Raw genomic sequence first — 22,227 nt, 5'->3', positions numbered from 1 at the left:
TGCGTAAGATCACATTCGAAAAGTAAGTGTTGTGATAGCCTTTTCATAAGAATGCAATTTCCAATTTTTTTTATATGAGTATTCAAACTCGTTAAGGATTGGAAAAGAAGGGGGCTTATCACATTGTCTATTTTAACGAGCACAAATCGACTCGGATTTTTTGAAATCCGGCTGGAATCCATTGGTGGACTCGGCGCTAATCTGGCTGGCAAAATGTTGGCCGAAACCGGGGTGCTTGGTCTGGGTCTGAATGCTTCAAATTTTTCGTCCTACGGTTCGGAAAAAAAGGGAACTCCGGTTAAAAGTTTCGTCCGTTTCTGTGAGCCAGAAGTCGATATTCGGGATCACAGTCCGATTGAGCAACCGCATGTGGTAGGCATTTTCCATGAAACGTTATACAAAACGGTAAATGTAATCAGCGGACTGCCAGCGGATGGGATTGTAGTGGTAAATTCCACGCGTCCAGCAGAAGAAATACGGGCTGATTTGGGACTGGTATCCGGAACATTAGCGGTGGTGGATGCGATGGGCATCGCACTGGAAGAGCGAACCAAACTTAATACGTCCATGCTCGGTGCCTTGTTCCGTGTCTGTGACTTCCTGGACCCGGAAGCGATGAGATCGGTTATACGCAGTACCTTTGAAAAGAAAAATCCACTGTTAGTGGAACCTAATCTGCGTACGTTTAACCGTGGTTATGATGAAATGGAACTGCACGTATATCCGGTTACTGATGACGCGCAGGATCGGGTTTTTGAACGTCCGCAGCCATTGCTGGGATACGAAACGCAATTACTGGGGGGCGTTATTGCAACTCAGGGAAACAGCATAACGAGAGATGTTAGTGGTTCACGTCAGGGGTATGTGCCTGAATATGAAGTTGATAAATGTACCCATTGTGCCAAGTGTGATTCGATTTGCCCGGATTACTGTTTTGTATGGGAAGAGCAAGCAGACAAACGCGGAAGAATGATGCCATTTTTGCAAGGGATTGATTACCAGTATTGCAAAGGATGTCTGAAATGTGTAGATATTTGCCCATCGGGGGCACTAAGCTCGCGTCGCGAGCAATGGGGATGGGCTGAACAGAATCGAGTTGCCCACCAATTTCCGGTATATGAAGGAGGGCGTGCGTAATGGCAAAACTGGAGGAAGAACTCAAACAGACAGGCGCCGCGCAAGTGACAACGTTCGAATCCGGTAATGAAATGGCAGCAACGGCGGCTGCGCAGATTAATTATCATATGATGGGATATTTCCCGATTACTCCATCTACCGAGGTAGCGCAGTATCTAGATCAGATGAGAACGAGAGGTCAGCATAATATTAAGCTGGTTGCAGCAGACGGAGAACACGGATCGGCAGGGATTTGTTATGGAGCTGCCGCAGCGGGAGCGAGGGTGGTGAACGCCACTAGTTCGCAAGGTTTCCTGTACATGCTGGAGCAGTTACCTGTTCAGTCAGGTACCCGTTTTCCTATGGTTATGAATCTGGTGACACGAGCTGTCAGTGGTCCCCTAGATATTCGCGGAGATCATTCGGATCTGTACTATGGTTTGAATACAGGCTGGGTCATTTTGACGGCAAGTACACCACAGGCTGTGTATGATATGAACATTATGGCACTAAAAATTGCAGAGCACAGCGATGTTCGGCTGCCTGTAATGGTCGCATATGACGGTTTTTATACGTCCCATCAAAAACGTAAAGTGCAATATTTTGCCGATGCTGAGACCGTGCGTGGTTTTGTAGGTCCTAACCCGAACTTAAATTATCCGAATATTACGGATTTTGATCATCCTGTTACTGTGGGCGCGCATATGAACGGCGATGACTTGACGAATAATCATGTTCAGCTGTCCGAAGCACTGAAGCTGTCAGAAGGAGTATATGAGCAGGTAGCAGCAGAATATGCCGCTTTATCCGGTAGGGAATACCCGATTTTAGATCTGTATCAAATGGAGGATGCTGAGGTTGCGGTATTTCTGTTGAATTCGGCGGCTGAATCGGCCAAGGATGTGGCGGATCAACTCCGCGCGCGCGGAATTAAAGCTGGTGTGATACGTCCGAACATCATCCGACCGTTCCCAGCCGCACAACTGCGGGAAGCATTACGCAATGTCAAGGCGTTGCTGGTAGGTGAACGTGCAGACTCGTATGGGGCGGACGGCGGTAATTTAACACATGAAATTAAAGCGGCCTTGCAGGAGGACCCGCTGAATCAGACACTCGTGTTGAGCCGTATCTTTGGCTTGGGCGGCAAAGATTTTTATGCAGAAGATGCAGAGGCGTTCTTCCAGCTTGCAATCGAGGCGGCAGAGGCCGGACGAGTAGAGAAGCCCTTTGATTACTACGGAATTAATTCGGGTTCACCGGACAAGGTGATGCCGCAAGTTATGCAGCCGCCACGTGGTAATGATTACCGTACGGGTCTGATTCAGGTTACGCCGGACGAGGAGACCGGGAAGCTCAAGGTCAAGGTACCACCTTTGCGGTCGTTGACAACCAAACCACGGCGTCTTTCACCAGGCCACGGAGCTTGTCCAGGATGTGGGGCATTGTCTGCGCTGGAACTGTTTTTCAAAGGTATTGAAGGGGATATTGTCGTGCTGTTCCAGACAGGCTGCGTATATGTGACGACGACAGGGTATCCATATACATCACACAAACAACCGATGATCCACAATCTTTTTCAAAACGGGGCCGCTACCCTTTCAGGAGCGCTAGAAGCTTACATGGAAATGAAACGGCGTAATGAAATTGAGATGTCGGACGATCCGACCTTTATCATGATTAGTGGTGACGGTGGGATGGATATTGGTATGGGTTCTGCGATTGGTGCGGCTCTGCGTAATCATAAGCTAATCATGCTGGAATATGATAACGAGGGGTACATGAATACAGGTTCACAGCAATCTTACTCCACTCCGCTCGGTCACATGACCAGTACGTCGGGTGTAGGTAAAATGCAAAAAGGAAAGCAAGGGCATCACAAGGATACCGTGCAAATCATGGCCGCTTGTAACATTCCGTATGCTTTTACCGCTGCTGAAAGTCATCCGCAGGATATGCTGCGCAAAGCAGCCAAGGCTCAATGGTATGCAAACAACGTGGGTACGGCCTATGGTAAAATCCTGTGCGCCTGCCCGCTGAATTGGAAATCCGAAGACAGACTGGGCACCAGTATTGTGGGCGCCGCTGTCGAGTCCTGTTTCTTTCCTTTGTACGAAATAGAACAAGGCAGTACGACCATTACCTACAATCCGGAAGACAAAGGAAAACGGATTCCAGCTGCAGAATGGTTAAAATTAATGGGTAAAACGAAGCATCTACTCAAGGAGGAAGCTACACTGGCTACCTTTGAGCAGGAGATAGAGCGTCGTTGGACTATCCTGAAAAAGAAACATGAAATTTCAGAACTATAATTCCTTTTTTTTGCATAATCATCGATTAACATTGTTAGCCGCTGTTACTGTAGTAGTTCAGTCAAGATTCTTTGCGCTTATTGCGCAAAGAATCTTTTTTGTCGTTTATGGGTTGAAGCATAAAAAAACAGGTAATGATTTCCGATATAGGAGTGGAGGCCTATAAGAGGCACGTTAAAAAGTTTTCTTCTGAATTTTAAGATGCAATGAGGTGCAGGTAATGATTAAGCTGAATACAGTTGAAATAATCGAAATTATAAAGAAACAGATCCCTAAGGTTATGAACATCAAGCCAGTGGAACTCAAGTTTACGGATGATTTTGGACGGACCTCGCTGGCAGCGACAGAACACAAATTTACGCTGACGAACCAGCATTATTCTGCCAAGGTGATGGATTGCGTGTTAGAAACACAAGTACGCCCCATTTTAATGTGCGAAATTATTTATTTTCTAAAATGCGAGTTTATTGACGGACATGTTGATGTACGACTGGATTATGAAGCATGTTCTGAGGAAGGGCGAGGACCGGTTGCTTCAGCCGTAATTACCTTTGATCATGCAACAGAGCTGGGAGTCGAGGAACTGGCCGATCTGATTGACTTGGCGCTTCATATGAACGATAAAACCTGGTTTGAAGAACTCTCCAGCCAATATGTCAAAACCAAAGCAGGAGCTTCTATTTGATAACTTGCTTTTTTTAGAAGTCGGTGCTAATATACGTAACAAGTTTAATGTTAATTCAAGAATAAGAGCAAGATCCTTCGGGGCGGGGCGAAATTCCCCACCGGCGGTGATGACATGTTTGTGGATCGTTTTTGTGAGAAACAGCATGGCTTAGTCCGTGACCCGGATGCTGAATGATCAGCAGAAGGTGGACCTGGTGCAAATCCGGGACCGACAGTATAGTCTGGATGGGAGAAGGATACGAAGCGCATGTGCATGACGTGACATGTGCCGATTTTTAGCATACCCAATTGTGCGTACGGCTTATTTCGTTGTAGGATGGCATCGGGCGATAGCTTTCTTAAGCTTTCTTTTTGATGGGTGTTCTGAGCGTATTTGGCTGTATCCTCAGTCATGCTTTCTATTGGCAAACCTATGATTTCATGTCGTCTTAAGATGCATATGAACTGCGCTTGTATACTACAAATGTGACTCTCATCACCCCCATGACGGATTGAATCCGAACTGGGGGTTTTTTGCGCTTATAGCTGATGAATTAGGGATAAACTGAGATGTAGTGGAAAGGAGTGAAGGCATGTTTACCGGATTGGTCGAGGAAGTGGGTCGTATTCAAACCATTTCCAAAAGCGGTGAAGCGATGGTGCTGGGGATTTCGGGTTCCGTGGTGTTGGGCGATTTAAAAATAGGAGACAGTGTCTCAGTGAATGGCGTTTGCCTGACGGCGATACAGATCGGTACGAAAGACTTTAAGGTTGATGTGATGCCGGAAACCTTTCGTAGCACTAATCTGAAAGAGTTGAGATCCGGCAGCCGAGTCAATCTGGAGCGAGCGATGGCGGCGAGTGGAAGGTTCGGAGGACATATTGTGCAAGGACATGTGGACGGGACGGGAACGATTCGCGGGGTGACATCAGACCAGAATGCAGTGGTGTACGAAATTGAGCCTAAAAATCAAACATTATTTAAATATATTCTTCTCAAAGGGTCAATCACAATTGATGGTATAAGCCTCACAGTCGCACAGCGTACGGGAGAGACCTTTGCCGTATCCATTATTCCCCACACCTTATCCGAAACGGCCTTACAAGGCAAACGTGAGGGGGATACCGTCAATATCGAATGCGATATTTTGGGCAAATATGTAGAACAGCTTTTAAGTTACAGAGGTGCAGCGGAGGCGGAGAGAGTAGAAGAAGCTCCTCTCAGTTTGGACTATTTGGCGAAACACGGCTTTGCCTGATATTGAATGGCAACCCTGTTTAGGAGCATTCGTGGCACAAGACATAAGGAGGAAAGTGTTATGGATAGAGGTAGCCAAACAAGTGCAATGGCAAACGTCATAGAGCATGGCGAGTTGGAACATGACGAAGAGATTCGTTTGGATTCCATCGAAGAAGCGTTGGAGGACTTAAAAAACGGTAAGGTCGTCATTGTAGTGGATGATGAACAGCGCGAAAATGAAGGCGATTTTATCGCTTTGGCTGAAAAAGCGTCGCCTGAGGTCATTAATTTCATGATTACAGAAGGTCGCGGGTTGGTCTGTGTGCCGATCACACGACAAAGAGCCGAGGCCTTGGAATTGCATTCTATGGTAGAGCAAAATACAGATTTCCACGGTACTGCCTTTACGGTATCGGTAGATCATATGGAGACAACAACGGGGATTTCAGCGGCCGAGCGCTCCTTGACTGTACGCGCCTTGGCAGACGAAGCAGTCACAGGAAGTGATTTCCGCAAGCCTGGTCACATGTTCCCGCTGATTGCTCGCGATGGGGGTGTCTTGCAGCGTGCTGGTCACACGGAAGCGGCTGTTGATCTGGCTCGACTCAGTGGTTTCAAGCCTGCTGGAGTCATTTGTGAAATTATAAAGGAAGATGGCTCAATGGCCCGCCTGCCTGATCTGGCAGTGGTCGCCAAGCGACATCAATTGAAACTGATCAGTATTCAGCATTTGGTGGACTACCGTCGTCGTTTGTCATTGTAAATAATTTAAATTAAGAGAGGTTGATTAATATGGCACGTTTTCTAGAAGGTAATCTCGTATCGAACGGTTTAAAATATGGTATTGTGGTGGGCAGATTTAATGAGTTTATTACGAGCAAGCTGTTAAGCGGTGCAATTGACGCACTTCAACGACATGGTGCACAGGAAGATGAAATTGATGTAGCCTGGGTTCCGGGTGCATTTGAAATTTCACTAATTGCGCAAAAAATGGCTGCAAGCGGCAAATATGATGCCGTAATTACGCTGGGTACGGTCATCCGTGGTTCTACTTCACATTATGATATCGTCTGCAATGAAGTGGCCAAGGGTGTGGCTGCGAGCAGCCTAAAAACGGGAGTACCTGTTATTTTTGGGGTAGTGACTACAGAAAACATTGAACAGGCTATTGAACGAGCAGGTACGAAGGCTGGTAATAAAGGTTGGGATTCAGCACTGGCTGCGATTGAAATGGCCAATCTCGGCAAGCAATTTTAATGATAGGAATAGCTGAATAGAACGGTATAAACTGCAAGGGGAAAAAAGGGATTGGATTGTTAAGCAAGGCGATGACGTATATACTACAGAAAGAGGGATTGATAACGCAGGGCATAAGTGCTATAGGGAAAGGTATTGTTGAATGATGATTGGAGTAAGGCAGGGGGAAGCACATTGACAGTCGTAAACTACAAGCTGGAAACATTCGAGGGTCCGCTGGATCTACTGTTGCATCTGATTGATAAAGCCGAAATCGACATTCAGGATATCCCGATTAGCGATATTACTGATCAGTATATGGCTTTTTTGCACAGTATGCAGGAGCTGGAACTGGACATTACGAGCGAGTTTCTGGTGATGGCGGCGACGCTCTTATCTATTAAGAGTAAATTGTTGCTTCCCAAGCCACCTGTGATGGAATATGACGATTTGGATTTTTATGAGGAAGAGGATTATGATCCACGTGAGGAACTGGTCCGCAAGCTGGTGGAGTATCGTAAATATAAAGGGATTGCTCGCCATCTAAGTGAACGTGAGTGGGAGCGGAGTCTAATTTATGGCAAGGAGCCAGAAGATCTGAGTGCATTCCTGCCCACTGAACCCGTAAATCCGGTGCACGGGCTGCATGCAAGCGATTTGGTCGCAGCCTTTCAGCGTGCTTTGCGCAAAGCAGAACGACGTACGACAGTAACCCGTGTTCATCGGGACGAAATTTCAGTCAAGGACCGTATCCGGCAAGTTATCGGGGCTTTAGAGATGGTGGGGAATGGAGGACGGCTGCTGTTCTCCAAGCTGATGCATGAGGATATGTATCGGCATGAAGTGGTTGTGACCTTTTTGGCTATCCTTGAACTGATGAAAATGAAACAAATTTTCTGTTATCAGGAGAAGCTTTTCGATGATATTGTAATGGAGTGGAGAGGGGATTTACGGGTTAATGGATTATCTGAAGCTGAAATCAATTATTGAGGGACTGCTGTTTCTAGCAGGAGAGGAAGGGTTATCCACCAAGCAGATCGCCGACATTGTAGAGCAGCAGCAAGAGCTGGTTGAGCAGTGCCTGGAAGATATGAAGCAGGACATGGAGCAGGGGGGAAGAGGCCTGCAACTTGTCCGTATTGCCGGTCATTATCAGCTTGCAACTTTATCCGAACATGCACCTTATTTTGAAAAGCTCGCATACTCTCCGGCACGTGCCTCACTGTCTCAAGCTGCTTTGGAGACGTTGGCCATTGTGGCCTACCGCCAGCCCATTACAAGAGTTGAAATCGAAGAGATTCGGGGTGTTAAATCCGAGCGGGCCATACATACACTGGTCAACAAGGAGCTCATTGAAGAGAAAGGTCGAGCGGAAGCTATCGGACGGCCGATATTGTACGGAACGACGAAATCATTTTTGGATTATTTCGGTCTGGGCTCTCTGGCAGATCTACCGCAACCGGAGCTGTTCGAGAATTCGGACAACTTGGAGGAAGAGACTCAATTATTGTTCGAGCGTTTGGAGAGCAGCCAGCCTGCGGCGAATGATCTAGATCTTGAATCCCAATAAAGCTGCTCCGGATCTTGCGGCTCACTTATGTAAAAGTTCAAACAGACAGCCAGTCCTCATATAGTTGGGGGCTGGCTGTTGGTATTTTAAGATGCATGATTTTCCGGCGAACGGTCATACTATTTTTGCCATGATATTCTATAGCAAAAAGGTAGGGAGGACACGCCAGTGTGGAAATGGATCAGTATCGCCATCATCGTCGTTATATTACTTGTACTGGCAGTTCTGCTCTCTCGTATTCGTTTGAAGCTGAATATTGCCAAACATGACAATGATGATCGGGCGCATCTAGAGATCAGATTTCTATACGGGATGATAAAAATGAATTACGATGTGCCGGCCATTCTCATAACAGGGTTGAAAAAAGGGCTTCTCTATCGGCTTGATCGCAACAAAAACATACATAAAACGGATGCTTCCGTGGATAGTGGTAATATTGATACAGTAAAAATCAAACAATTTATACATGATATACGGGTTTTGCTCAAGGGAACGAAATCCTTTAATAGATGGTTGCGACATACATTGGCACATGTGACGATGTCCAAAATGGAATGGTCTACCAACATTAGTCTTGCTGACGCGGCATATACAGCTACCTCAACTGGTATTTTGTGGGGATTAAAAACAACCTTGATCGGTTATGCTTCAAGCTTTGTACGCATGGATTGTACCCCTAAGCTGTATGTTGTGCCCTATTGGGTGGATCGCTTGCGTTTTACCACCACTTTGAACTGTGAAGCAAACGTATCGCTCGGCTATTTAATGTTCTCCATGCTCATCTTATCTTACCGCATATGGCGCGTTCCGGGTGGACCGGAGGCATGGAAACGGGTTTTTTCCAAAAAAAATGCGGATCATCAAGCTAACAATGAATGATAAGCAGTGGAGAGAGGTGAGACTCAATCCTTTCTGAACTTTGAGATTCAGTATTCTCCAGAATTAGGCATAACCGAATCGAAAGACATACATATTTCCTTGAACCCCTGCGCACAATAGCGAAAGAAAAGGCAGTCTACGCTTGAGATAAGCAGAGGAGGAATAAATCATGTCAGATCACCCGATTCAAGGGCTCATGCAAACCGCAATGGAAAACATCAAAGCCATGGTAGACGTGAATACGATTGTAGGAGACGCAGTGGAAACACCCGATGGTTCTGTTATTTTGCCAATCAGTAAGGTGGGATTTGGTTTCGCTGCCGGGGGAAGTGATTTTAATGTAGACGAAGAGGCACTTCATACTTCCTCGGCGTCGGGTAATCATAGCGGGAAGGAAGGGCATCCTTTTGGAGGCGGTAGCGGTGGTGGTGTATCTATTCATCCCATTGCTTTTCTGGTTGTTGGTAAACAGGGGGCACAGATCGTTCCATTGGACAATCAAACGCATCTGATTGAGAAGCTCATTGACTCCACGCCATACCTGATTGATAAGGTTCAGTCTATCTTCCGGAATTCAGGCGGCAACTTACAGACTCCAACCTCACAGGTACCTGTAGATGTTGCTACGGATCACAGTAATTCTGGCCCGGCTTACTTGTAAAAGTTATTGAAATTAAAAGCGTTCTCTCAGGAAGGTATCCCAAAGCCGAGTATAGGCTAAGGAATACCTTCTTTTCTGCTTGTACTCGGACCTATCCCCGAATATACTGTCTTCCCCCAATGACAGCATGTATTTGGTGACTGTATTCCTGTTGATACAAAGTATGCAGCGAGATTTCATTTTTTCGATTTCCTTCGGCAGCAAACTGCGATAGGTAGATGTAGTCCGGATAGATCACTTCATCCGTCAAATAAGCAGATACCGTGGCTTCCGGCCGACGATGTTGATTCAGGGAATCGATAATACCTTTCGCCGGCAAGATACCAATCCCATGGCCGTAAAACAAGTCTTCCTTTAGCTTAACGACATTTTCTCCTTTCCATTCCAATGTTTCAGATGACACATCCGGATTGTTGAAATACAGAATATCGCCAGGAGCCGCTTTATGACTTCCTTTCTGCTGTATGAGCCTAAGGTCGCTATCATAGTGCCAGTCATACAGCAGCATATCAGCAAAAATCCGATTAAACTCACTTTCCAGAATGGAATCCAGCACTCCATTGTACAGCACAATAACCATAGCTGTTGCACATTCAAAAGCGTATTGATGACTGTTTAAAAAGATATCTCTGATGCCTTGGGCCGGTGTGACACCTGCTTTGATCTGAAAGCCACCCTTTTCCGTTATATTCCAGAATTGCGGGTTGCAACGTGCGGTAGCAAAAGTGGCAAAGGATACACCGCTTCGATGCAATGCTTCTGCGGACTCTACAATCCGCGATCTTAAAATCATTTCAAACTGTAGTCGCTGCATGTTATAACCCCTCGATCCATATTTAACGTTTAGTAACTAATATATATGTGCTCAGGAGGGCATGTTGCTTGGTTTTGTAGAAAGAAAGCGAAAAAGGAGCAGCTAATGGCTAGTCCTGTAAAGGAATTTTCTGTTATAAAGGTGGACATACTTTGAACAGCTTGGACATAGAATGGTACAAGACTTGCTCAAAACCGGAGGAATCCAAATGTTTAAAAAAAAGCAACACATTCACGCGGACCACAGCCATTTCTTGAATAAGGCACGCGCATTTGTTTTGCCGCTGGTACTACTGCTTATTTTGTCATTGCCGCTTACGTTGCTAAGTCCGCAGCCCGTTCGGGGAGCGATAAAAACAGAAGTAGCGCCGCCCGCATTAGGAACCCATGCACAGGCTGCTTCTTTAATTGATGTCACATCAGGAAGAATCATTTATTCTACCGAAGGTGACCGGGAGCTACGTATTGCCAGCCTGACCAAAATTATGACAGCGATCGTGGCTATTGAACATGGACGCTTGCAGGACCGGGTAAAGGTGAGCCCAACCGCGTATGCCAAAGAAGGGTCCTCGCTTTTTCTGCAAATGGGTGAACAAATGTCATTGGAAAATATGCTGTACGGCTTAATGCTCCGTTCTGGTAATGATGCCGCTTCTGCCATTGCTGAGCATGTGGGGGGGACAGAAGAGGGATTTGTTCATTTGATGAACGACAAGGCGGTTCAGCTTGGGCTAAGCCATACACATTTTGCTAATCCGCACGGGCTGGATGCCGAGGGACATTATTCCTCAGCCAATGATATGGCCCGGCTTACTGCTTATGCGCTGCATAATCCAACTTTTGCCCGTATCGTAAAAACAGAATTGAAAAAAGCACCGAATCCCAACGACTCTTGGGACTACTCATGGCACAATAAAAACAAAATGCTGCGGCTGTATGACGGAGCTGACGGGGTGAAAACAGGCTTTACCAAAAAAGCGTTTCGCTGTCTGGTCAGTTCGGCTACACGGGACGGTCGCCAGCTCGCTGCTGTTACCTTGAATGACGGGGACGATTGGAACGATCATGCCCGTATGCTTGATTACGGATTCCGATATTATCCGCTCATTCCGATTACGGACAAGCAGCAACCTATCGATGGTTACCCACTATTAACAGGTACAAGCTTTGCCTATCCTTTACATGATGGCGAGAAAACCCAGTTGCACAAAAGACTGGTGTTGTATAAAAATTCCGCTTCTGAAGACAGAGCGGACGTATCATTTGGCTTACGAGGACGGGTTGAATTCCTTTTGGAAGGTAAGCTTATCGGTTCTGTTCCTGTGTATGCAAAAGGTAGTAAGCTGCCTACTCAAAATACCGTACAGCCACAGCAGGAGGCTCCAACTGCACAAGAACCTGCGAACAATACTCAGCAACGAGATTGGACGAGCAGATGGAACGAAATCCTTAAAAATTTGTTTGGAGCATAGGGCAACCAGGAAATAGAGCTGTACGTGTCACATCATTGGGAAAAGGAGGAATCAGCCATGATTCATCTCATATGGGTGGCTTTGATTTGTATTGGATTTGTATTTGCTGCCGCGCAGGGAAATATTGAGGTGGTGACGAAAGCGGCTTTTGACGGGGCAACTACGGGGGTTACAGTGTGCTTTGGACTGATAAGTGTGCTGGTGTTCTGGATGGGTATGATGCGGCTGGCTGAAGATGGCGGGCTCTTACAGAAAATATCCAAGTTTCTTTCTCCTTTAGTTGTCTTTCTCTTCCCTGATGTTCCGCGTAATCATCCCGCTATGGGTTACATTTTGTCCAATATGAGCGCCAATCTACTGGGCCTGGGGAATGCAGCCACACCGATGGGAATCAAGGCGATGCAAGAGCTGCAGACGCTCAATCCAGATAAGCAAACCGCCACACCAGCCATGTGTACGCTACTCGCCCTGAATACAGCCAGTATTACGCTTATTCCTACGACGTTGATCGCGATACGGCTAAATTTCCATTCCGCACATCCGGCAGAAATCGTCGGTACGACACTGGTAGCGACCGCAATAGCCACCTTTGCTGCAATTGCGGCGGATCGTTGGTACCGTAGTCGAGAATTGCGCCGCCGTCCTCCGGCGATTCCGCCGTCCCAGTCATCCTTGGCGCCACTCGCCCCACCAGCACCAACATCTGCTGCCTCTTCAACTACGTTGCCCGCATCTTTACCTGCCGTTCCGCGAACGGGAATCACGGCTGCCAAGGGCAGGGACACCACTTGGAAAGGATGAGGGAGGCATGCTTAATTTTATAAACCTCGTATCGACTTGGGCCATTCCGGTTATTCTCGCTTTTATTCCTTTATATGCATATGCTAAAAAGGTCCCTGTCTACGATTCTTTTGTGGATGGAGCCAAAGACGGATTTTCTACCGCCATCAGCATTATTCCTCATCTCGTAGGCATGATGGTGGCGATTAGCATTTTTCGAGCATCCGGCGCCTTGGACTATTTGATCTCTTGGGTTACCCCTTGGATTAAACACTGGGGTGTACCGGGCGAGGTATTGCCTTTAGGCTTGCTTCGTCCATTGACGGGCACTGGTTCACTTGCGTTTACGACGGATCTAATTCGCACCTATGGCCCGGATTCCATGATCGGTCGGATCGCTTCAACGATTCAGGGCAGCACAGACACGACGTTATATGTACTAACTGTATATTTTGGTGCGGTAGGTATCCGCAATGGACGGTATGCTTTGAAGGTAGGACTATTTTCAGATGTGGTTGGTTTTGTGGCAGCTATTGCGATTTGCCTGCTTGTATTTTAATTTCTGCATCGTTTTTTGAACGGGGGTTGTGATTTTGCTCATGGATGGGTATCATTAGCATGAGGTGAATTAGCGAACATGGAAAGATTGCAGAAAATATTGGCCCAAGCTGGTGTAGCTTCCAGACGTAAATGTGAGGAGCTTATTCAGGCGGGTAGCGTGGAAGTGAACGGGGTTGTCGTAACTGAACTGGGAACGAAGGCAGACCCTGATCAAGATATGATTACGGTAAAGGGACGCCCGATCAAAACCGAGAAAAAAATCTATTTGATGATGAACAAACCTAAAGGGGTCATTACGAGCGCTTCCGATCCGGAAGGCCGTAAAATCGTGTCAGACTATCTGAAAGGCGTTAAGGAACGCGTATATCCGGTAGGACGTCTCGACTACGACACCGAAGGACTGCTGTTGCTTACCAATGATGGCGAGTTCGCCAATCTGCTCACCCATCCCAAGCATCATGTGCCCAAGACATATGTGGCAACAGTCAAAGGTGTTCCACATGGTACTGAGCTGGACAAGCTGAAAAAGGGAATCGTGCTGGAAGATGGCATTACTGCACCAGCCGAGGTAGAATATAAAGATGTAGATCCGAATGGTAAGGAGTCTGTGATCCAAATTACCATTTATGAAGGCAGAAATCGCCAAGTAAGACGGATGTTTGAGGCCATTTCACACCCAGTCATCAGACTCAAGCGGATAGCCTTCGGAGATCTTTTGCTACAAAACTTGAAGCGCGGTCTGACCAGACCCCTAACCAAGGACGAAATCAACCGTCTCATTCAACTTGCCAAATCAGACAACACGAAAAAGAAACGGACAGGACGGGGGTCATAACCCCGGCCTTTTTGGTGTAAAGAGACTGTTGGATGAGAGTAAAGTTTGACCAAGCACGGGAAAATAGTAAAATAGAGAGAATGCTTTTTTTAGCGAAGGGGCTGGGAATATGTCAGAACAAAGCAACCGCATATTAATTGTAGATGATGAAGAACGCATTCGACGCCTTCTGCGGATGTATCTGGAAAAAGAAGGATATGCAATTGACGAAGCTGAGGATGGGGAGATTGCCCTCCAAAAAGCGACTGCAAGCGATTACAGCATTATTTTGCTCGATGTGATGCTTCCGGGGATGGATGGGATTGAGGTGTGTACACGGCTACGTCAGACCAAAGCTACACCTGTGATTATGCTGACTGCCAAAGGCGAGGAAGTGAACCGTGTACAAGGCTTTGAAGTCGGAGCTGATGATTATGTGGTTAAGCCCTTTAGCCCGCGAGAAGTCATTTACCGGGTGAAGGCGATTTTACGCCGTTCGTCGGAAACTGCCTTTTTAACGAAAGAAGCGGTACCAAGCAATAGTATTGTTTTTCCGAATCTTATCATTGAGCATGATGCGCACCGGGTAACTGCGGGCGGGATTGAAATCAGTCTCACGCCTAAAGAGTACGAGCTGTTGCATTATTTGGCGGTGTCACCAGATAAAGTCTTCTCACGCGAAGAACTGCTGAAAGACGTTTGGAATTACGAATTTTTTGGTGATCTGCGCACTGTGGATACGCATGTGAAACGGCTTCGTGAAAAGCTGAATAAGGTATCGCCAGAGGCAGCGGCTATGATTACGACCGTGTGGGGCGTAGGTTATAAGCTGGAGGTTCCAAAATAACGTGAACTTCTGGAGATCGCTGGTAGGCAAGCTGTGGATCACCATCATTTGCCTTGTAGGCTCTGTGCTTATTTTTTTAGGGCTTTTTTTATTGCCGTACATCAACAGAAATTTTGCGGCGTATGAATCGACGGAAATCAAGCATTTGTTCACCTATACATGTATAGTCGGATTTTTATTGACGACCTTTTTTGCCCTATTTCTTTTTACTAAAATCACACAGCCTATGCAGCTGTTGATTCAGGCGGCGAATGCCATTCGTGAGGGAAGGTATGATACTCGGCTTTCGCTGGTGACCAGTGATGAAATTGGAGAACTGGCGAAAACTTTTAATCATATGTCTACGGAACTGGAAGCAACGATCCGCAGTCTGAATGAGGAGAAAAACCATTTATCCAGCGTACTGCGAAGCATGTCTGATGCAGTAATCACCTTCGACAGAAGCGGACAAATCATCTTGACGAATCCGCCGGCACAAAGTTTGCTGGATATCTGGAAAAAGCTGGAGTGGCAGGAACGTGATCTGGAGGAGTTTGGAGCTTCTGTACCTGAGCCTTTGCAGTCTCTGTTCCATACCGTTATGGACAGGGGAGAGGATGTCGGAGACTATATCCATGTCAAGAAGGGCTCCTGGTCGGTGCAGATGGCGCCTCTGTATACGGATAATGCAATCCGCGGTGCAGTAGCTGTGCTTCGAGATATTACGGAAGAAGTGAAGCTAGAGAAGATGCGGAGCGATTTTGTGGCCAACGTATCTCATGAAATCCGTACACCTTTATCTATGATGCAGGGCTACAGTGAGGCGTTGCTGGATGGTATGGCGGGTTCACCAGAAGAATCCGAGGAACTGGTGCAGGTCATCCATGATGAGTCATTACGCATGGGAAGGTTAGTCAAGGATCTGCTTGATCTGGCCCGAATGGAGGCTGGTCATACAGACATGCACCGACAGGAAGTGGATGTGAATGAGTTGATCGAGCGTGTTCACCGTAAATTTACGGTACGATCAAAGGAACAGGGACTGACACTCGATTACCATGAGCATGGCCAACGTTTGCTGCTGCCTGAGGCAGATGAAGACCGATTGGAACAGGTATTGACCAATTTGCTGGATAATGCATTCAGGCATACACCCGGTGGGAAAAAGGTTACTATTGCGGCGGATCGAATTTTGGGAGAACGGCATGAGTTAATCTGTATTCGGATTAAGGATGAAGGTGTAGGCATTGCCAGCGAGGATTTACCTTATATTTTCGACCGCTTTTACAAGGCAGATAAAGCCAGAGTACGTGGTGAGGATAAAGGGACTGGCTTGGGGCTTGCTATTGTCAAGAATATTGTAGAGGCTCACGGAGGCTCTGTCTCTGCTGCCAGCGTATTGGGGGAAGGGACGGAATTTACTATTTTGCTGCCCATCTCCAGCAAAACTAAGCTGGGTCTGTAACAGGCTTATAAGCCCAAGCTGATATACCCCGGTTTGCAGGCATCCTCGGAAGAGGGTGCTTTTTGTTGAAAAATCAACATTTATCTTGTTCAACGTGGAACATCCTGTTTCAAAATGATTACTCACATGATAGATAACGGTATAAGAAAAAGACGCCTGGGTAGCCAGGCGCCTCTCTTTATTATAAAACCATGGACTTCTCAATAGGGTCTGGAACTAATCTAGCACTACTTCTTGGGCAGTATTTAGTTCTGGCAAACCAACGAGTTGAATCAGTACGTCTTTCGGCACGGCTTTATCGACGGTCAGGATCATGATAGCTTCTCCGCCGACAATTTTACGCCCTACTTGCATGGAAGCGATATTGACGCCGTTCTCCCCAAGCAAGGTGCCGACACGACCGATAATGCCTGGTTTATCATTGTGCGAGATGAGCAGGAAATGAGCTTCCGGTGCCACGTCTACTGGGAACTGGTTCAACCGAACAATACGTTCGCCATAGCCTGCCAGCAGGGTGCCAGATACACGTTGCTCTTCGCCGCTCTGCGTTTTGAGTGTAACGGTAATCAGGTTGGTAAAACCCTTGGTGGCGGGCGCCTGAGATACGACAAGATGGATGTCACGTGTTTTGGCCAGATGTACAGAGTTTACAATGTTCACATCGCTGCCCAGATGACGGCTAAGTACGCCTTTCAAAATATACCGTGTCAGCGGCTGTGTATCCACAGAGGACAAATCGCCAGCGTAATCTACCTGAATTTCACGTACAGCCTGATTCGTGATCTGAGCGGCAAAGCTGCCCAGCTTCTCTCCAAGCGAGAAATATGGCTGCAATTGCGTCATAACGTTGGATGGTACTGGAGGCATGTTGACCGCATTTTTAAAAGGCTCATCACGCAAAATATGCAGCACTTGCTCGGAAACATCGATAGCTACATTCTCTTGAGCTTCGACAGTCGAGGCACCCAGATGTGGTGTGACGATAATTTTAGGATGACTCAGGAATGGGTGATCCTGTGCTGGCGGCTCTGACTCGAATACGTCAAAGGCTGCACCGGCAACGATGCCTTCATCAATGGCTTCAACAAGCGCCATTTCATCGATAACTCCGCCTCGGGCACAGTTGATGATGCGCATTCCTTTTTTCATCACTTCAAACTGTGGACGAGCAATCATATGTTTCGTTTCCGGTGTTAATGGTGTGTGTACGGTCATAAAATCTGCGTTGCGGATAATTTCGTCCACGCTCGCCAGCTTAATGCCCAGCTTCTCAGCGCGTTCTTCCGTTAGAAATGGATCATAGCCGAGGATACTCATGCCAAATGCTTTGGCACGTTTAGCCACCTCACTGCCGATACGTCCCATGCCGAGGACTCCAAGTGTTTTGTTACGCAGTTCGACACCGAGGAATGTTTTACGATCCCATGTACCGCCAATGGTTTTGGCATATGCCTGTGGAATATGACGTGCTAGAGCCATCATCATTGCAAAAGTGTGTTCACATGTCGTAATCGTGTTGCCGTCAGGAGCGTTAATAACGATAATCCCGCGTTTTGTTGCTGCTTCGAGGTCGATGTTATCCACTCCGACCCCAGCTCGCCCTACAACCTTGAGGTTCTTACCTGCCGTCATGATGCGTTCGGTTACCCGAGTTTGGCTTCGAACGAGTAATGCGTCATAGTCACCAATAATTTGAACCAATTCATCCTCGCTGAGACCTGTGTTCTTGTCCACCGTGACATCGTCTGCATCCATCAGTTGCTGGATGCCCAGGTCACTGATTGGATCGGATACTAACACTTTAAACATTTGGTTTCCTCCTCAAAGTTAACTTCTTTTATGGACAGGATGCACTTCAAACTGAAATACATTCCATAAAGAACATGAAAAAACTTGAAATGCTTCTAAAAGTACAGGAGAGCGGTGTGAAATACTAGTGTGATAACGCATTGACGCAGAAAAGGGATGGAATAGCATTATGCACCAAACTAACGACCAAAAGTCTTGTGCGGAGACGCTTTGCGGTTTTCGGGCATCAAAAAAACCCCCGAATCACATACTATCTCCATAGTAAGGGACGAGAGTTATCGTGGTACCACCCTAATTCGCAGCCATTTCGCAATGGACTGCCTTCAGCGGTCATAAAATGACCGAAAGGATAACGGTTTTCTGCCGATTGCATCTAATGCCGGGAAATATTCCCCAGACCTCGGTGCAATAACTCAGGAGCGCTGAAAGTAGTTACTTCGTCACCGGCTTCCACCCAAGCACCGGTTCTCTGAGGACGAAATCAATACCTTTTCTCCATCATTGTTGTTGTCGCTAATAATTTTTTCATAATGTATCATGGCTTACATGGGCATGTCAATAGGACATGCGACATGTGAGGATAGCAGGCTAGATATATAGCTACAGAATGCGGAAAATTAAGATTTAAGTCTTCTTGAATCCGCCCGACTTTTTGGCTATGATGCTAAAGAAGACTATGCAGAGGACTAACTAACTATGAAAAAGCTTAAAGTGAAATGGAAAAGAGCGCAAATTCATGAATTGAACGACCGCTTGCTGCTTTACAATTTGTATCTAACTCAGGGGCTGACCCTGCTGATTGGCGCAATCTGGATATTTTTTCAGAAAAGAAATTTGTTAGAACTATTTGCATTGCCGAACACTCTGCACGTCTTATGGTGGGGATTGGGATTGGCCGCCGCTATGTTACTTGTGGATCTGTTGCTATCCCGGATTATGCCTGAGGATGCTATGGATGACGGTGGTATTAACCAAATGCTGTTTCAAAATCGTCCGGTTTGGCATATTATTTGTATAGCAGCTATCGTTTCTATCTGTGAGGAACTCTTGTTCAGAGGTGCGATTCAGTACAGCTTTGGTCCTTATTGGACAAGCATTTTATTTGCGGTGATTCATATCCGATATTTACGGCATTGGATTCCCACTGGCTGGGTTTTTCTTAGCAGTTATGGATTGGGCTACATATATGTGCAGACCGGTAGTCTGTGGGCACCGATCATTTGTCATTTTGTAATTGACCTTATATCTGGTTTAGTGTTACGTTTTCGGAGGTATGAAGAATGAATCAGGAACTTAGCAGAGTGCAGACCTATGGTAGCCGTCGAAATGGTCGCAAAGGCAAGGAGGAGGACAGGTCCAAATCTAAACCAGTTCGCTCCCGTGCTTCACGGCCCGTGCCAGAATTGGCTCACGTTGCCGCTGCACCAGAAGTTGCTGTGACGATGGAGGGTGACACTCCTGCCAGTGAGTACCGAACGCGGGCAGAAATGTTTCCGTCCCGCCGTATTCGGGTAAGCAAGTGGTTTTTAAATTTTTTGAGCACTCTTTTTGTGCTAATTACTGCAGCATTACTGTGGTGGGGCGTCAAGGGTGCACCACCCATCAGTGAAATGCTTTGGTAATATAAAGTTATTATGGACGTCTGTACTTAGGTCAAGGCGCGTAATGATACGGTGAAAAGGCCTCCATCTCCGCATGAATAACGGAGAATGGAGGCCTTTATTGCATCATCTATAGTTAATCCGGAGTATACGCAAGTGTCTACTAGCTGGCAGGAACCTCAATCCCTTGCGGATCGACAAATTGGTAACCCTTTTGCTCAAGGCGCGTCAATAGACTGTCCAGCGCCTCAGCTGTCCATGGCAGTTCGTGCATCAAGATATTGCTGCCTGGATGAAGTTGTTCTGTTACATTTTTGAGAAGTGCCTCCGTTTTATTAGGCTGATTCTTTTTCATGGTCCAGTCCAGAGAACCGACGGACCATGTCATGTATAGGAGACCGTTTTCCTTAGCGACCTTGCGACCTACGTCCCCGCCTGCACCATGAGGGGGGCGGAAGAAGAAGGGGGCTTGACCTGTAATGTCCTTAACAGCTTTTTGTACCGTTTCAATCTGTTTTTTGACCTCGGGCTCAGATTTATTCTTCAGCACGATGTGATCCCAGCTATGGTTGCCGATGGGCTGTCCACGGTCATGGATAAGCTTAAGCAACTCAGGATGCTCTTTTACACGGTAACCGTTTACGAAGAAAATCGCTTTCGCGTTGTGTTTGTCCAGTACATCTATGATTTTGTTAATCATGGCTGCTTCCTTAGGACCATCATCAAAGGTCAATAACACGACTTTTTTTTCGGTACCTTGTTGGTTAGGGATTACATTGTAAGCTTTGTCCAAGTGATACATTTTGTTATTGGTAGTTGCAGATGTCGCAGCTCCTGTTTCGTTGCTTTCGCTGGTTTTATCATTTTGTGCATTGGTTTTATCCGCTGAGTTGTGATCATCACTGCCTGCTTGCTTACTGCTGCTTTTTGGGGAAGAGACGTTGCTCTGATCTTTGGCGCTGTTACTTGAGTCAGACGCTACCGAATCCAGCTGGTTGCTTGTTGCCGCAGATTCAGGCTTGGTTGCAGTGCAAGCACTAAGCAGCAGACATGCGGTGAACAAAATGGCTGCTGTTTTTGTACCCATTATTTCATCTCACCTTCCTGTATTTTATACCGTATGAGTTTGTCACTACTGACGAACACTATGCTTGATTCTACCACAAAGGGAGGTTCTAATTGTGAAAACATCTTCATTTTTCCTGGGAATCGTTTTGGGCGCTGTCGCAAGCTCTATGATCTCCCGTAACCGCAACATGTTGGGCTTATCTATGGACATAGGTGGAAAAAAAGGCGGCAATTTAGTGCAGCAAGCCCGTACTAAAATGATGGACGCGGCATTCCCCGGGATGAGCGAGATTACGCTCAATAAAGAAGACACCCATAAGGATCAAGACCATCATTCACAAACAGATAAAACCGCTTATAACGCCCATACTGCCAAGAACAAAGAAGAGAATATGAAGTTGATTAAAGACTTCATCAGCACAAGTCCCGATGTTAAACGTGAGGTCGAGCAAATTTTGAAAGAAACTCATACAGCCGTACCGGGATTGTAACCCAGAAACCTTTATTCCGAATCATTTTGCGGCTTTTTTGTAAAAGCCGTTCAAATGATTCTTTTTTTTATCTTTTTATTGCGTGCATTTACGATTATAAAATGATAACATGATTACATAGAACCATTTTCATCACAGGCATCATAATTGCATCATAATCTGTTAATAACACTCGGCTGCCAGGAGGAGGGTCCAGTATGAAAATAGAAAGATTAAGTCAGGACAAGATACGGATTTTCCTTACCTTTGACGATTTGAGCGAACGCGGTATTCAAAAAGACGATATGTGGCAAGAAATTCCTAGAGTTCATGAGCTGTTTACCGAAATGATGGATCAGGCTTACAGCGAGCTGGGCTTCGACGCCACGGGACCGTTAGCTGTCGAAGTCTTTGCGCTTCCTGCTCAAGGAATGGTTGTTATCGTCACTCGGGGTAAATACGACCATCAACAGTATGGTTCGGGTCCCGATGAGGAGCTTCCAGAGGAAGTCTACGAAATGGAAGTCACGTTGGAGCATAGTGATTCCATCGTTTATGCGTTTAGCGATTTCGAAGTACTCATAGAAGCGGCTCATATGCTTCGTAGCAACACTACGGAAGCAGGTAAGCTGTATCATTATAGAGGAAAATGGATTCTGCATTTGGAACCAGAAGAAGTAGAGGAGTCCAAGCTTGCCGCTTTAATCGCGGTTCTTGCTGAATTTGGAGAAGGCTCATCCGTTACACCAGCTATGTTGGAAGAGTACGGCAAACTGGTCATTCCTGAACAGGCAGTTGCTGTCATCTGCACTCATTTTGACAGCCGTTCTTGATTCGTTTTATCAAAAGTGATATCGAAGTAAATTTGTCG

23 protein-coding genes, 1 riboswitch and 1 other annotated feature are annotated in these 22,227 nt (G+C 46.4%); of the genes, 20 read left to right on the top strand and 3 right to left on the bottom strand.

The genetic code is table 11. From position 1 onward, the window contains the following. The first annotated feature begins 123 nt into the window (after positions 1–123). The 10 genes from MKY35_RS15325 to ytfJ all read left to right on the top strand — a co-directional run bounded on the left by MKY35_RS15325 (position 124) and on the right by ytfJ (position 9,677). A complete protein-coding gene (locus MKY35_RS15325) occupies positions 124–1,137 on the top strand; it encodes a 2-oxoacid:acceptor oxidoreductase family protein (protein ID WP_029517299.1) in 1,014 nt (337 codons plus the stop codon). Continuing rightward, complete coding sequence (locus MKY35_RS15320; protein ID WP_322251798.1) at positions 1,137–3,425, top strand: thiamine pyrophosphate-dependent enzyme; 2,289 nt, start codon at positions 1,137–1,139, stop codon at positions 3,423–3,425. The genes MKY35_RS15325 and MKY35_RS15320 overlap by 1 nt, the downstream gene beginning before the upstream one ends. Before the next feature lie 220 nt (positions 3,426–3,645). Next, the gene (locus MKY35_RS15315; RefSeq protein ID WP_029517301.1) at positions 3,646–4,110 is read left to right on the top strand and encodes an IDEAL domain-containing protein; all 465 of its coding nucleotides are present in this window, start codon (positions 3,646–3,648) and stop codon (positions 4,108–4,110) included. A gap of 69 nt (positions 4,111–4,179) precedes the next feature. Then, a riboswitch (FMN riboswitch) is annotated at positions 4,180–4,353 on the top strand. A gap of 331 nt (positions 4,354–4,684) precedes the next feature. Beyond that, entirely contained in the window at positions 4,685–5,350 is a 666-nt protein-coding gene (gene ribE / locus MKY35_RS15310; protein ID WP_029517302.1) for a riboflavin synthase, read from the top strand. Between the two features lie 60 nt (positions 5,351–5,410). Further along, the gene (gene ribB, locus MKY35_RS15305) at positions 5,411–6,094 is read left to right on the top strand and encodes a 3,4-dihydroxy-2-butanone-4-phosphate synthase (RefSeq protein ID WP_342444158.1); all 684 of its coding nucleotides are present in this window, start codon (positions 5,411–5,413) and stop codon (positions 6,092–6,094) included. A 29-nt stretch (positions 6,095–6,123) separates the two neighbouring features. Next, positions 6,124–6,588, top strand: coding sequence for a 6,7-dimethyl-8-ribityllumazine synthase (gene ribE, locus MKY35_RS15300; protein ID WP_023989205.1), 465 nt, complete (start codon positions 6,124–6,126; stop codon positions 6,586–6,588). A gap of 174 nt (positions 6,589–6,762) precedes the next feature. After that, entirely contained in the window at positions 6,763–7,557 is a 795-nt protein-coding gene (locus tag MKY35_RS15295; RefSeq protein WP_029517304.1) for a segregation/condensation protein A, read from the top strand. Further along, the gene (gene scpB, locus MKY35_RS15290) at positions 7,526–8,137 is read left to right on the top strand and encodes an SMC-Scp complex subunit ScpB (protein WP_029517305.1); all 612 of its coding nucleotides are present in this window, start codon (positions 7,526–7,528) and stop codon (positions 8,135–8,137) included. Before MKY35_RS15295 ends, scpB begins: the two co-directional genes overlap by 32 nt. Before the next feature lie 168 nt (positions 8,138–8,305). Further along, complete coding sequence (locus MKY35_RS15285) at positions 8,306–9,016, top strand: DUF2953 domain-containing protein (protein ID WP_342444157.1); 711 nt, start codon at positions 8,306–8,308, stop codon at positions 9,014–9,016. A 169-nt stretch (positions 9,017–9,185) separates the two neighbouring features. Then, positions 9,186–9,677, top strand: coding sequence for a GerW family sporulation protein (gene ytfJ / locus MKY35_RS15280; RefSeq protein ID WP_342444156.1), 492 nt, complete (start codon positions 9,186–9,188; stop codon positions 9,675–9,677). Between the two features lie 91 nt (positions 9,678–9,768). Here ytfJ and MKY35_RS15275 read toward each other — a convergent pair whose 3' ends face one another. Continuing rightward, positions 9,769–10,491, bottom strand: a complete 723-nt coding sequence (locus MKY35_RS15275; protein WP_342444155.1) for a protein-glutamine gamma-glutamyltransferase — start codon at positions 10,489–10,491, stop codon at positions 9,769–9,771. A 208-nt stretch (positions 10,492–10,699) separates the two neighbouring features. Here MKY35_RS15275 and MKY35_RS15270 point away from each other — a divergent pair, with 208 nt between their 5' ends. The 6 genes from MKY35_RS15270 to MKY35_RS15245 all read left to right on the top strand — a co-directional run bounded on the left by MKY35_RS15270 (position 10,700) and on the right by MKY35_RS15245 (position 16,408). Further along, positions 10,700–11,962, top strand: a complete 1,263-nt coding sequence (locus MKY35_RS15270; RefSeq protein WP_342444154.1) for a D-alanyl-D-alanine carboxypeptidase family protein — start codon at positions 10,700–10,702, stop codon at positions 11,960–11,962. 57 nt (positions 11,963–12,019) lie between these two features. Further along, complete coding sequence (locus tag MKY35_RS15265) at positions 12,020–12,763, top strand: nucleoside recognition domain-containing protein (protein WP_342444153.1); 744 nt, start codon at positions 12,020–12,022, stop codon at positions 12,761–12,763. A gap of 7 nt (positions 12,764–12,770) precedes the next feature. Further along, positions 12,771–13,301, top strand: a complete 531-nt coding sequence (locus tag MKY35_RS15260) for a spore maturation protein (protein ID WP_013310760.1) — start codon at positions 12,771–12,773, stop codon at positions 13,299–13,301. A gap of 78 nt (positions 13,302–13,379) precedes the next feature. Next, the gene (locus MKY35_RS15255) at positions 13,380–14,138 is read left to right on the top strand and encodes a pseudouridine synthase (RefSeq protein ID WP_023989197.1); all 759 of its coding nucleotides are present in this window, start codon (positions 13,380–13,382) and stop codon (positions 14,136–14,138) included. 109 nt (positions 14,139–14,247) lie between these two features. Then, positions 14,248–14,964, top strand: coding sequence for a response regulator transcription factor (locus tag MKY35_RS15250; protein WP_029517311.1), 717 nt, complete (start codon positions 14,248–14,250; stop codon positions 14,962–14,964). Between the two features lies 1 nt (position 14,965). Beyond that, positions 14,966–16,408 (top strand): ATP-binding protein, encoded by a 1,443-nt coding sequence (locus tag MKY35_RS15245; RefSeq protein ID WP_342444152.1) that lies wholly within the window; start codon positions 14,966–14,968, stop codon positions 16,406–16,408. Between the two features lie 216 nt (positions 16,409–16,624). Here the strand turns inward: MKY35_RS15245 and serA are convergent, their stop codons facing one another. Next, positions 16,625–18,217 (bottom strand): phosphoglycerate dehydrogenase, encoded by a 1,593-nt coding sequence (serA, locus tag MKY35_RS15240; RefSeq protein ID WP_342444151.1) that lies wholly within the window; start codon positions 18,215–18,217, stop codon positions 16,625–16,627. A gap of 261 nt (positions 18,218–18,478) precedes the next feature. Next, positions 18,479–18,728 (bottom strand) — a binding site (T-box leader). A 185-nt stretch (positions 18,729–18,913) separates the two neighbouring features. Here serA and MKY35_RS15235 point away from each other — a divergent pair. Continuing rightward, positions 18,914–19,501: a type II CAAX endopeptidase family protein gene (locus MKY35_RS15235; RefSeq protein WP_342444150.1), complete on the top strand. Its 588-nt coding sequence runs from the start codon at positions 18,914–18,916 to the stop codon at positions 19,499–19,501. Further along, positions 19,498–19,839, top strand: coding sequence for a hypothetical protein (locus tag MKY35_RS15230; protein WP_029517314.1), 342 nt, complete (start codon positions 19,498–19,500; stop codon positions 19,837–19,839). The genes MKY35_RS15235 and MKY35_RS15230 overlap by 4 nt, the downstream gene beginning before the upstream one ends. Positions 19,840–19,981: 142 nt before the next feature. On the opposite strand, the gene MKY35_RS15225 is transcribed toward MKY35_RS15230, so the two are convergent. After that, positions 19,982–20,905: a polysaccharide deacetylase family protein gene (locus MKY35_RS15225; protein ID WP_342444149.1), complete on the bottom strand. Its 924-nt coding sequence runs from the start codon at positions 20,903–20,905 to the stop codon at positions 19,982–19,984. Between the two features lie 94 nt (positions 20,906–20,999). On the opposite strand from MKY35_RS15225, the gene MKY35_RS15220 reads away from it, so the two are divergent. Both MKY35_RS15220 and MKY35_RS15215 read left to right on the top strand, forming a co-directional pair. Next, the gene (locus tag MKY35_RS15220) at positions 21,000–21,377 is read left to right on the top strand and encodes a hypothetical protein (protein ID WP_342444148.1); all 378 of its coding nucleotides are present in this window, start codon (positions 21,000–21,002) and stop codon (positions 21,375–21,377) included. A 197-nt stretch (positions 21,378–21,574) separates the two neighbouring features. Further along, positions 21,575–22,189 carry a genetic competence negative regulator gene (locus MKY35_RS15215; protein ID WP_013310751.1) on the top strand — a complete coding sequence of 205 codons (615 nt, stop codon included), beginning with the start codon at positions 21,575–21,577 and terminating at the stop codon, positions 22,187–22,189. Positions 22,190–22,227: the final 38 nt, after the last annotated feature.

The sequence above is a fragment of the Paenibacillus sp. FSL L8-0638 genome (assembly GCF_038593075.1).
In the GTDB taxonomy this organism is placed as follows: Bacteria; Bacillota; Bacilli; order Paenibacillales; family Paenibacillaceae; genus Paenibacillus; species Paenibacillus polymyxa_D.
The sequence above is the reverse complement of the archived record's forward strand: the minus strand, read 5'-3'. Positions and strand labels throughout refer to the sequence as shown.

What these genes read in the sequence shown, in the direction of transcription:
- MKY35_RS15320 (WP_322251798.1), top strand. Translation starts at nt 1,137, where the DNA reads ATGGCAAAACTGGAGGAAGAACTCAAACAGACAGGCGCCGCGCAAGTG.
- MKY35_RS15315 (WP_029517301.1), top strand. Translation starts at nt 3,646, where the DNA reads ATGATTAAGCTGAATACAGTTGAAATAATCGAAATTATAAAGAAACAG.
- ribE (WP_029517302.1), top strand. Translation starts at nt 4,685, where the DNA reads ATGTTTACCGGATTGGTCGAGGAAGTGGGTCGTATTCAAACCATTTCC.
- ribB (WP_342444158.1), top strand. Translation starts at nt 5,411, where the DNA reads ATGGATAGAGGTAGCCAAACAAGTGCAATGGCAAACGTCATAGAGCAT.
- ribE (WP_023989205.1), top strand. Translation starts at nt 6,124, where the DNA reads ATGGCACGTTTTCTAGAAGGTAATCTCGTATCGAACGGTTTAAAATAT.
- scpB (WP_029517305.1), top strand. Translation starts at nt 7,526, where the DNA reads ATGGATTATCTGAAGCTGAAATCAATTATTGAGGGACTGCTGTTTCTA.
- ytfJ (WP_342444156.1), top strand. Translation starts at nt 9,186, where the DNA reads ATGTCAGATCACCCGATTCAAGGGCTCATGCAAACCGCAATGGAAAAC.
- MKY35_RS15275 (WP_342444155.1), bottom strand. Translation starts at nt 10,491, where the DNA reads ATGCAGCGACTACAGTTTGAAATGATTTTAAGATCGCGGATTGTAGAG.
- MKY35_RS15270 (WP_342444154.1), top strand. Translation starts at nt 10,700, where the DNA reads ATGTTTAAAAAAAAGCAACACATTCACGCGGACCACAGCCATTTCTTG.
- MKY35_RS15265 (WP_342444153.1), top strand. Translation starts at nt 12,020, where the DNA reads ATGATTCATCTCATATGGGTGGCTTTGATTTGTATTGGATTTGTATTT.
- MKY35_RS15260 (WP_013310760.1), top strand. Translation starts at nt 12,771, where the DNA reads ATGCTTAATTTTATAAACCTCGTATCGACTTGGGCCATTCCGGTTATT.
- MKY35_RS15255 (WP_023989197.1), top strand. Translation starts at nt 13,380, where the DNA reads ATGGAAAGATTGCAGAAAATATTGGCCCAAGCTGGTGTAGCTTCCAGA.
- MKY35_RS15250 (WP_029517311.1), top strand. Translation starts at nt 14,248, where the DNA reads ATGTCAGAACAAAGCAACCGCATATTAATTGTAGATGATGAAGAACGC.
- serA (WP_342444151.1), bottom strand. Translation starts at nt 18,217, where the DNA reads ATGTTTAAAGTGTTAGTATCCGATCCAATCAGTGACCTGGGCATCCAG.
- MKY35_RS15235 (WP_342444150.1), top strand. Translation starts at nt 18,914, where the DNA reads ATGAAAAAGCTTAAAGTGAAATGGAAAAGAGCGCAAATTCATGAATTG.
- MKY35_RS15230 (WP_029517314.1), top strand. Translation starts at nt 19,498, where the DNA reads ATGAATCAGGAACTTAGCAGAGTGCAGACCTATGGTAGCCGTCGAAAT.
- MKY35_RS15225 (WP_342444149.1), bottom strand. Translation starts at nt 20,905, where the DNA reads ATGGGTACAAAAACAGCAGCCATTTTGTTCACCGCATGTCTGCTGCTT.
- MKY35_RS15215 (WP_013310751.1), top strand. Translation starts at nt 21,575, where the DNA reads ATGAAAATAGAAAGATTAAGTCAGGACAAGATACGGATTTTCCTTACC.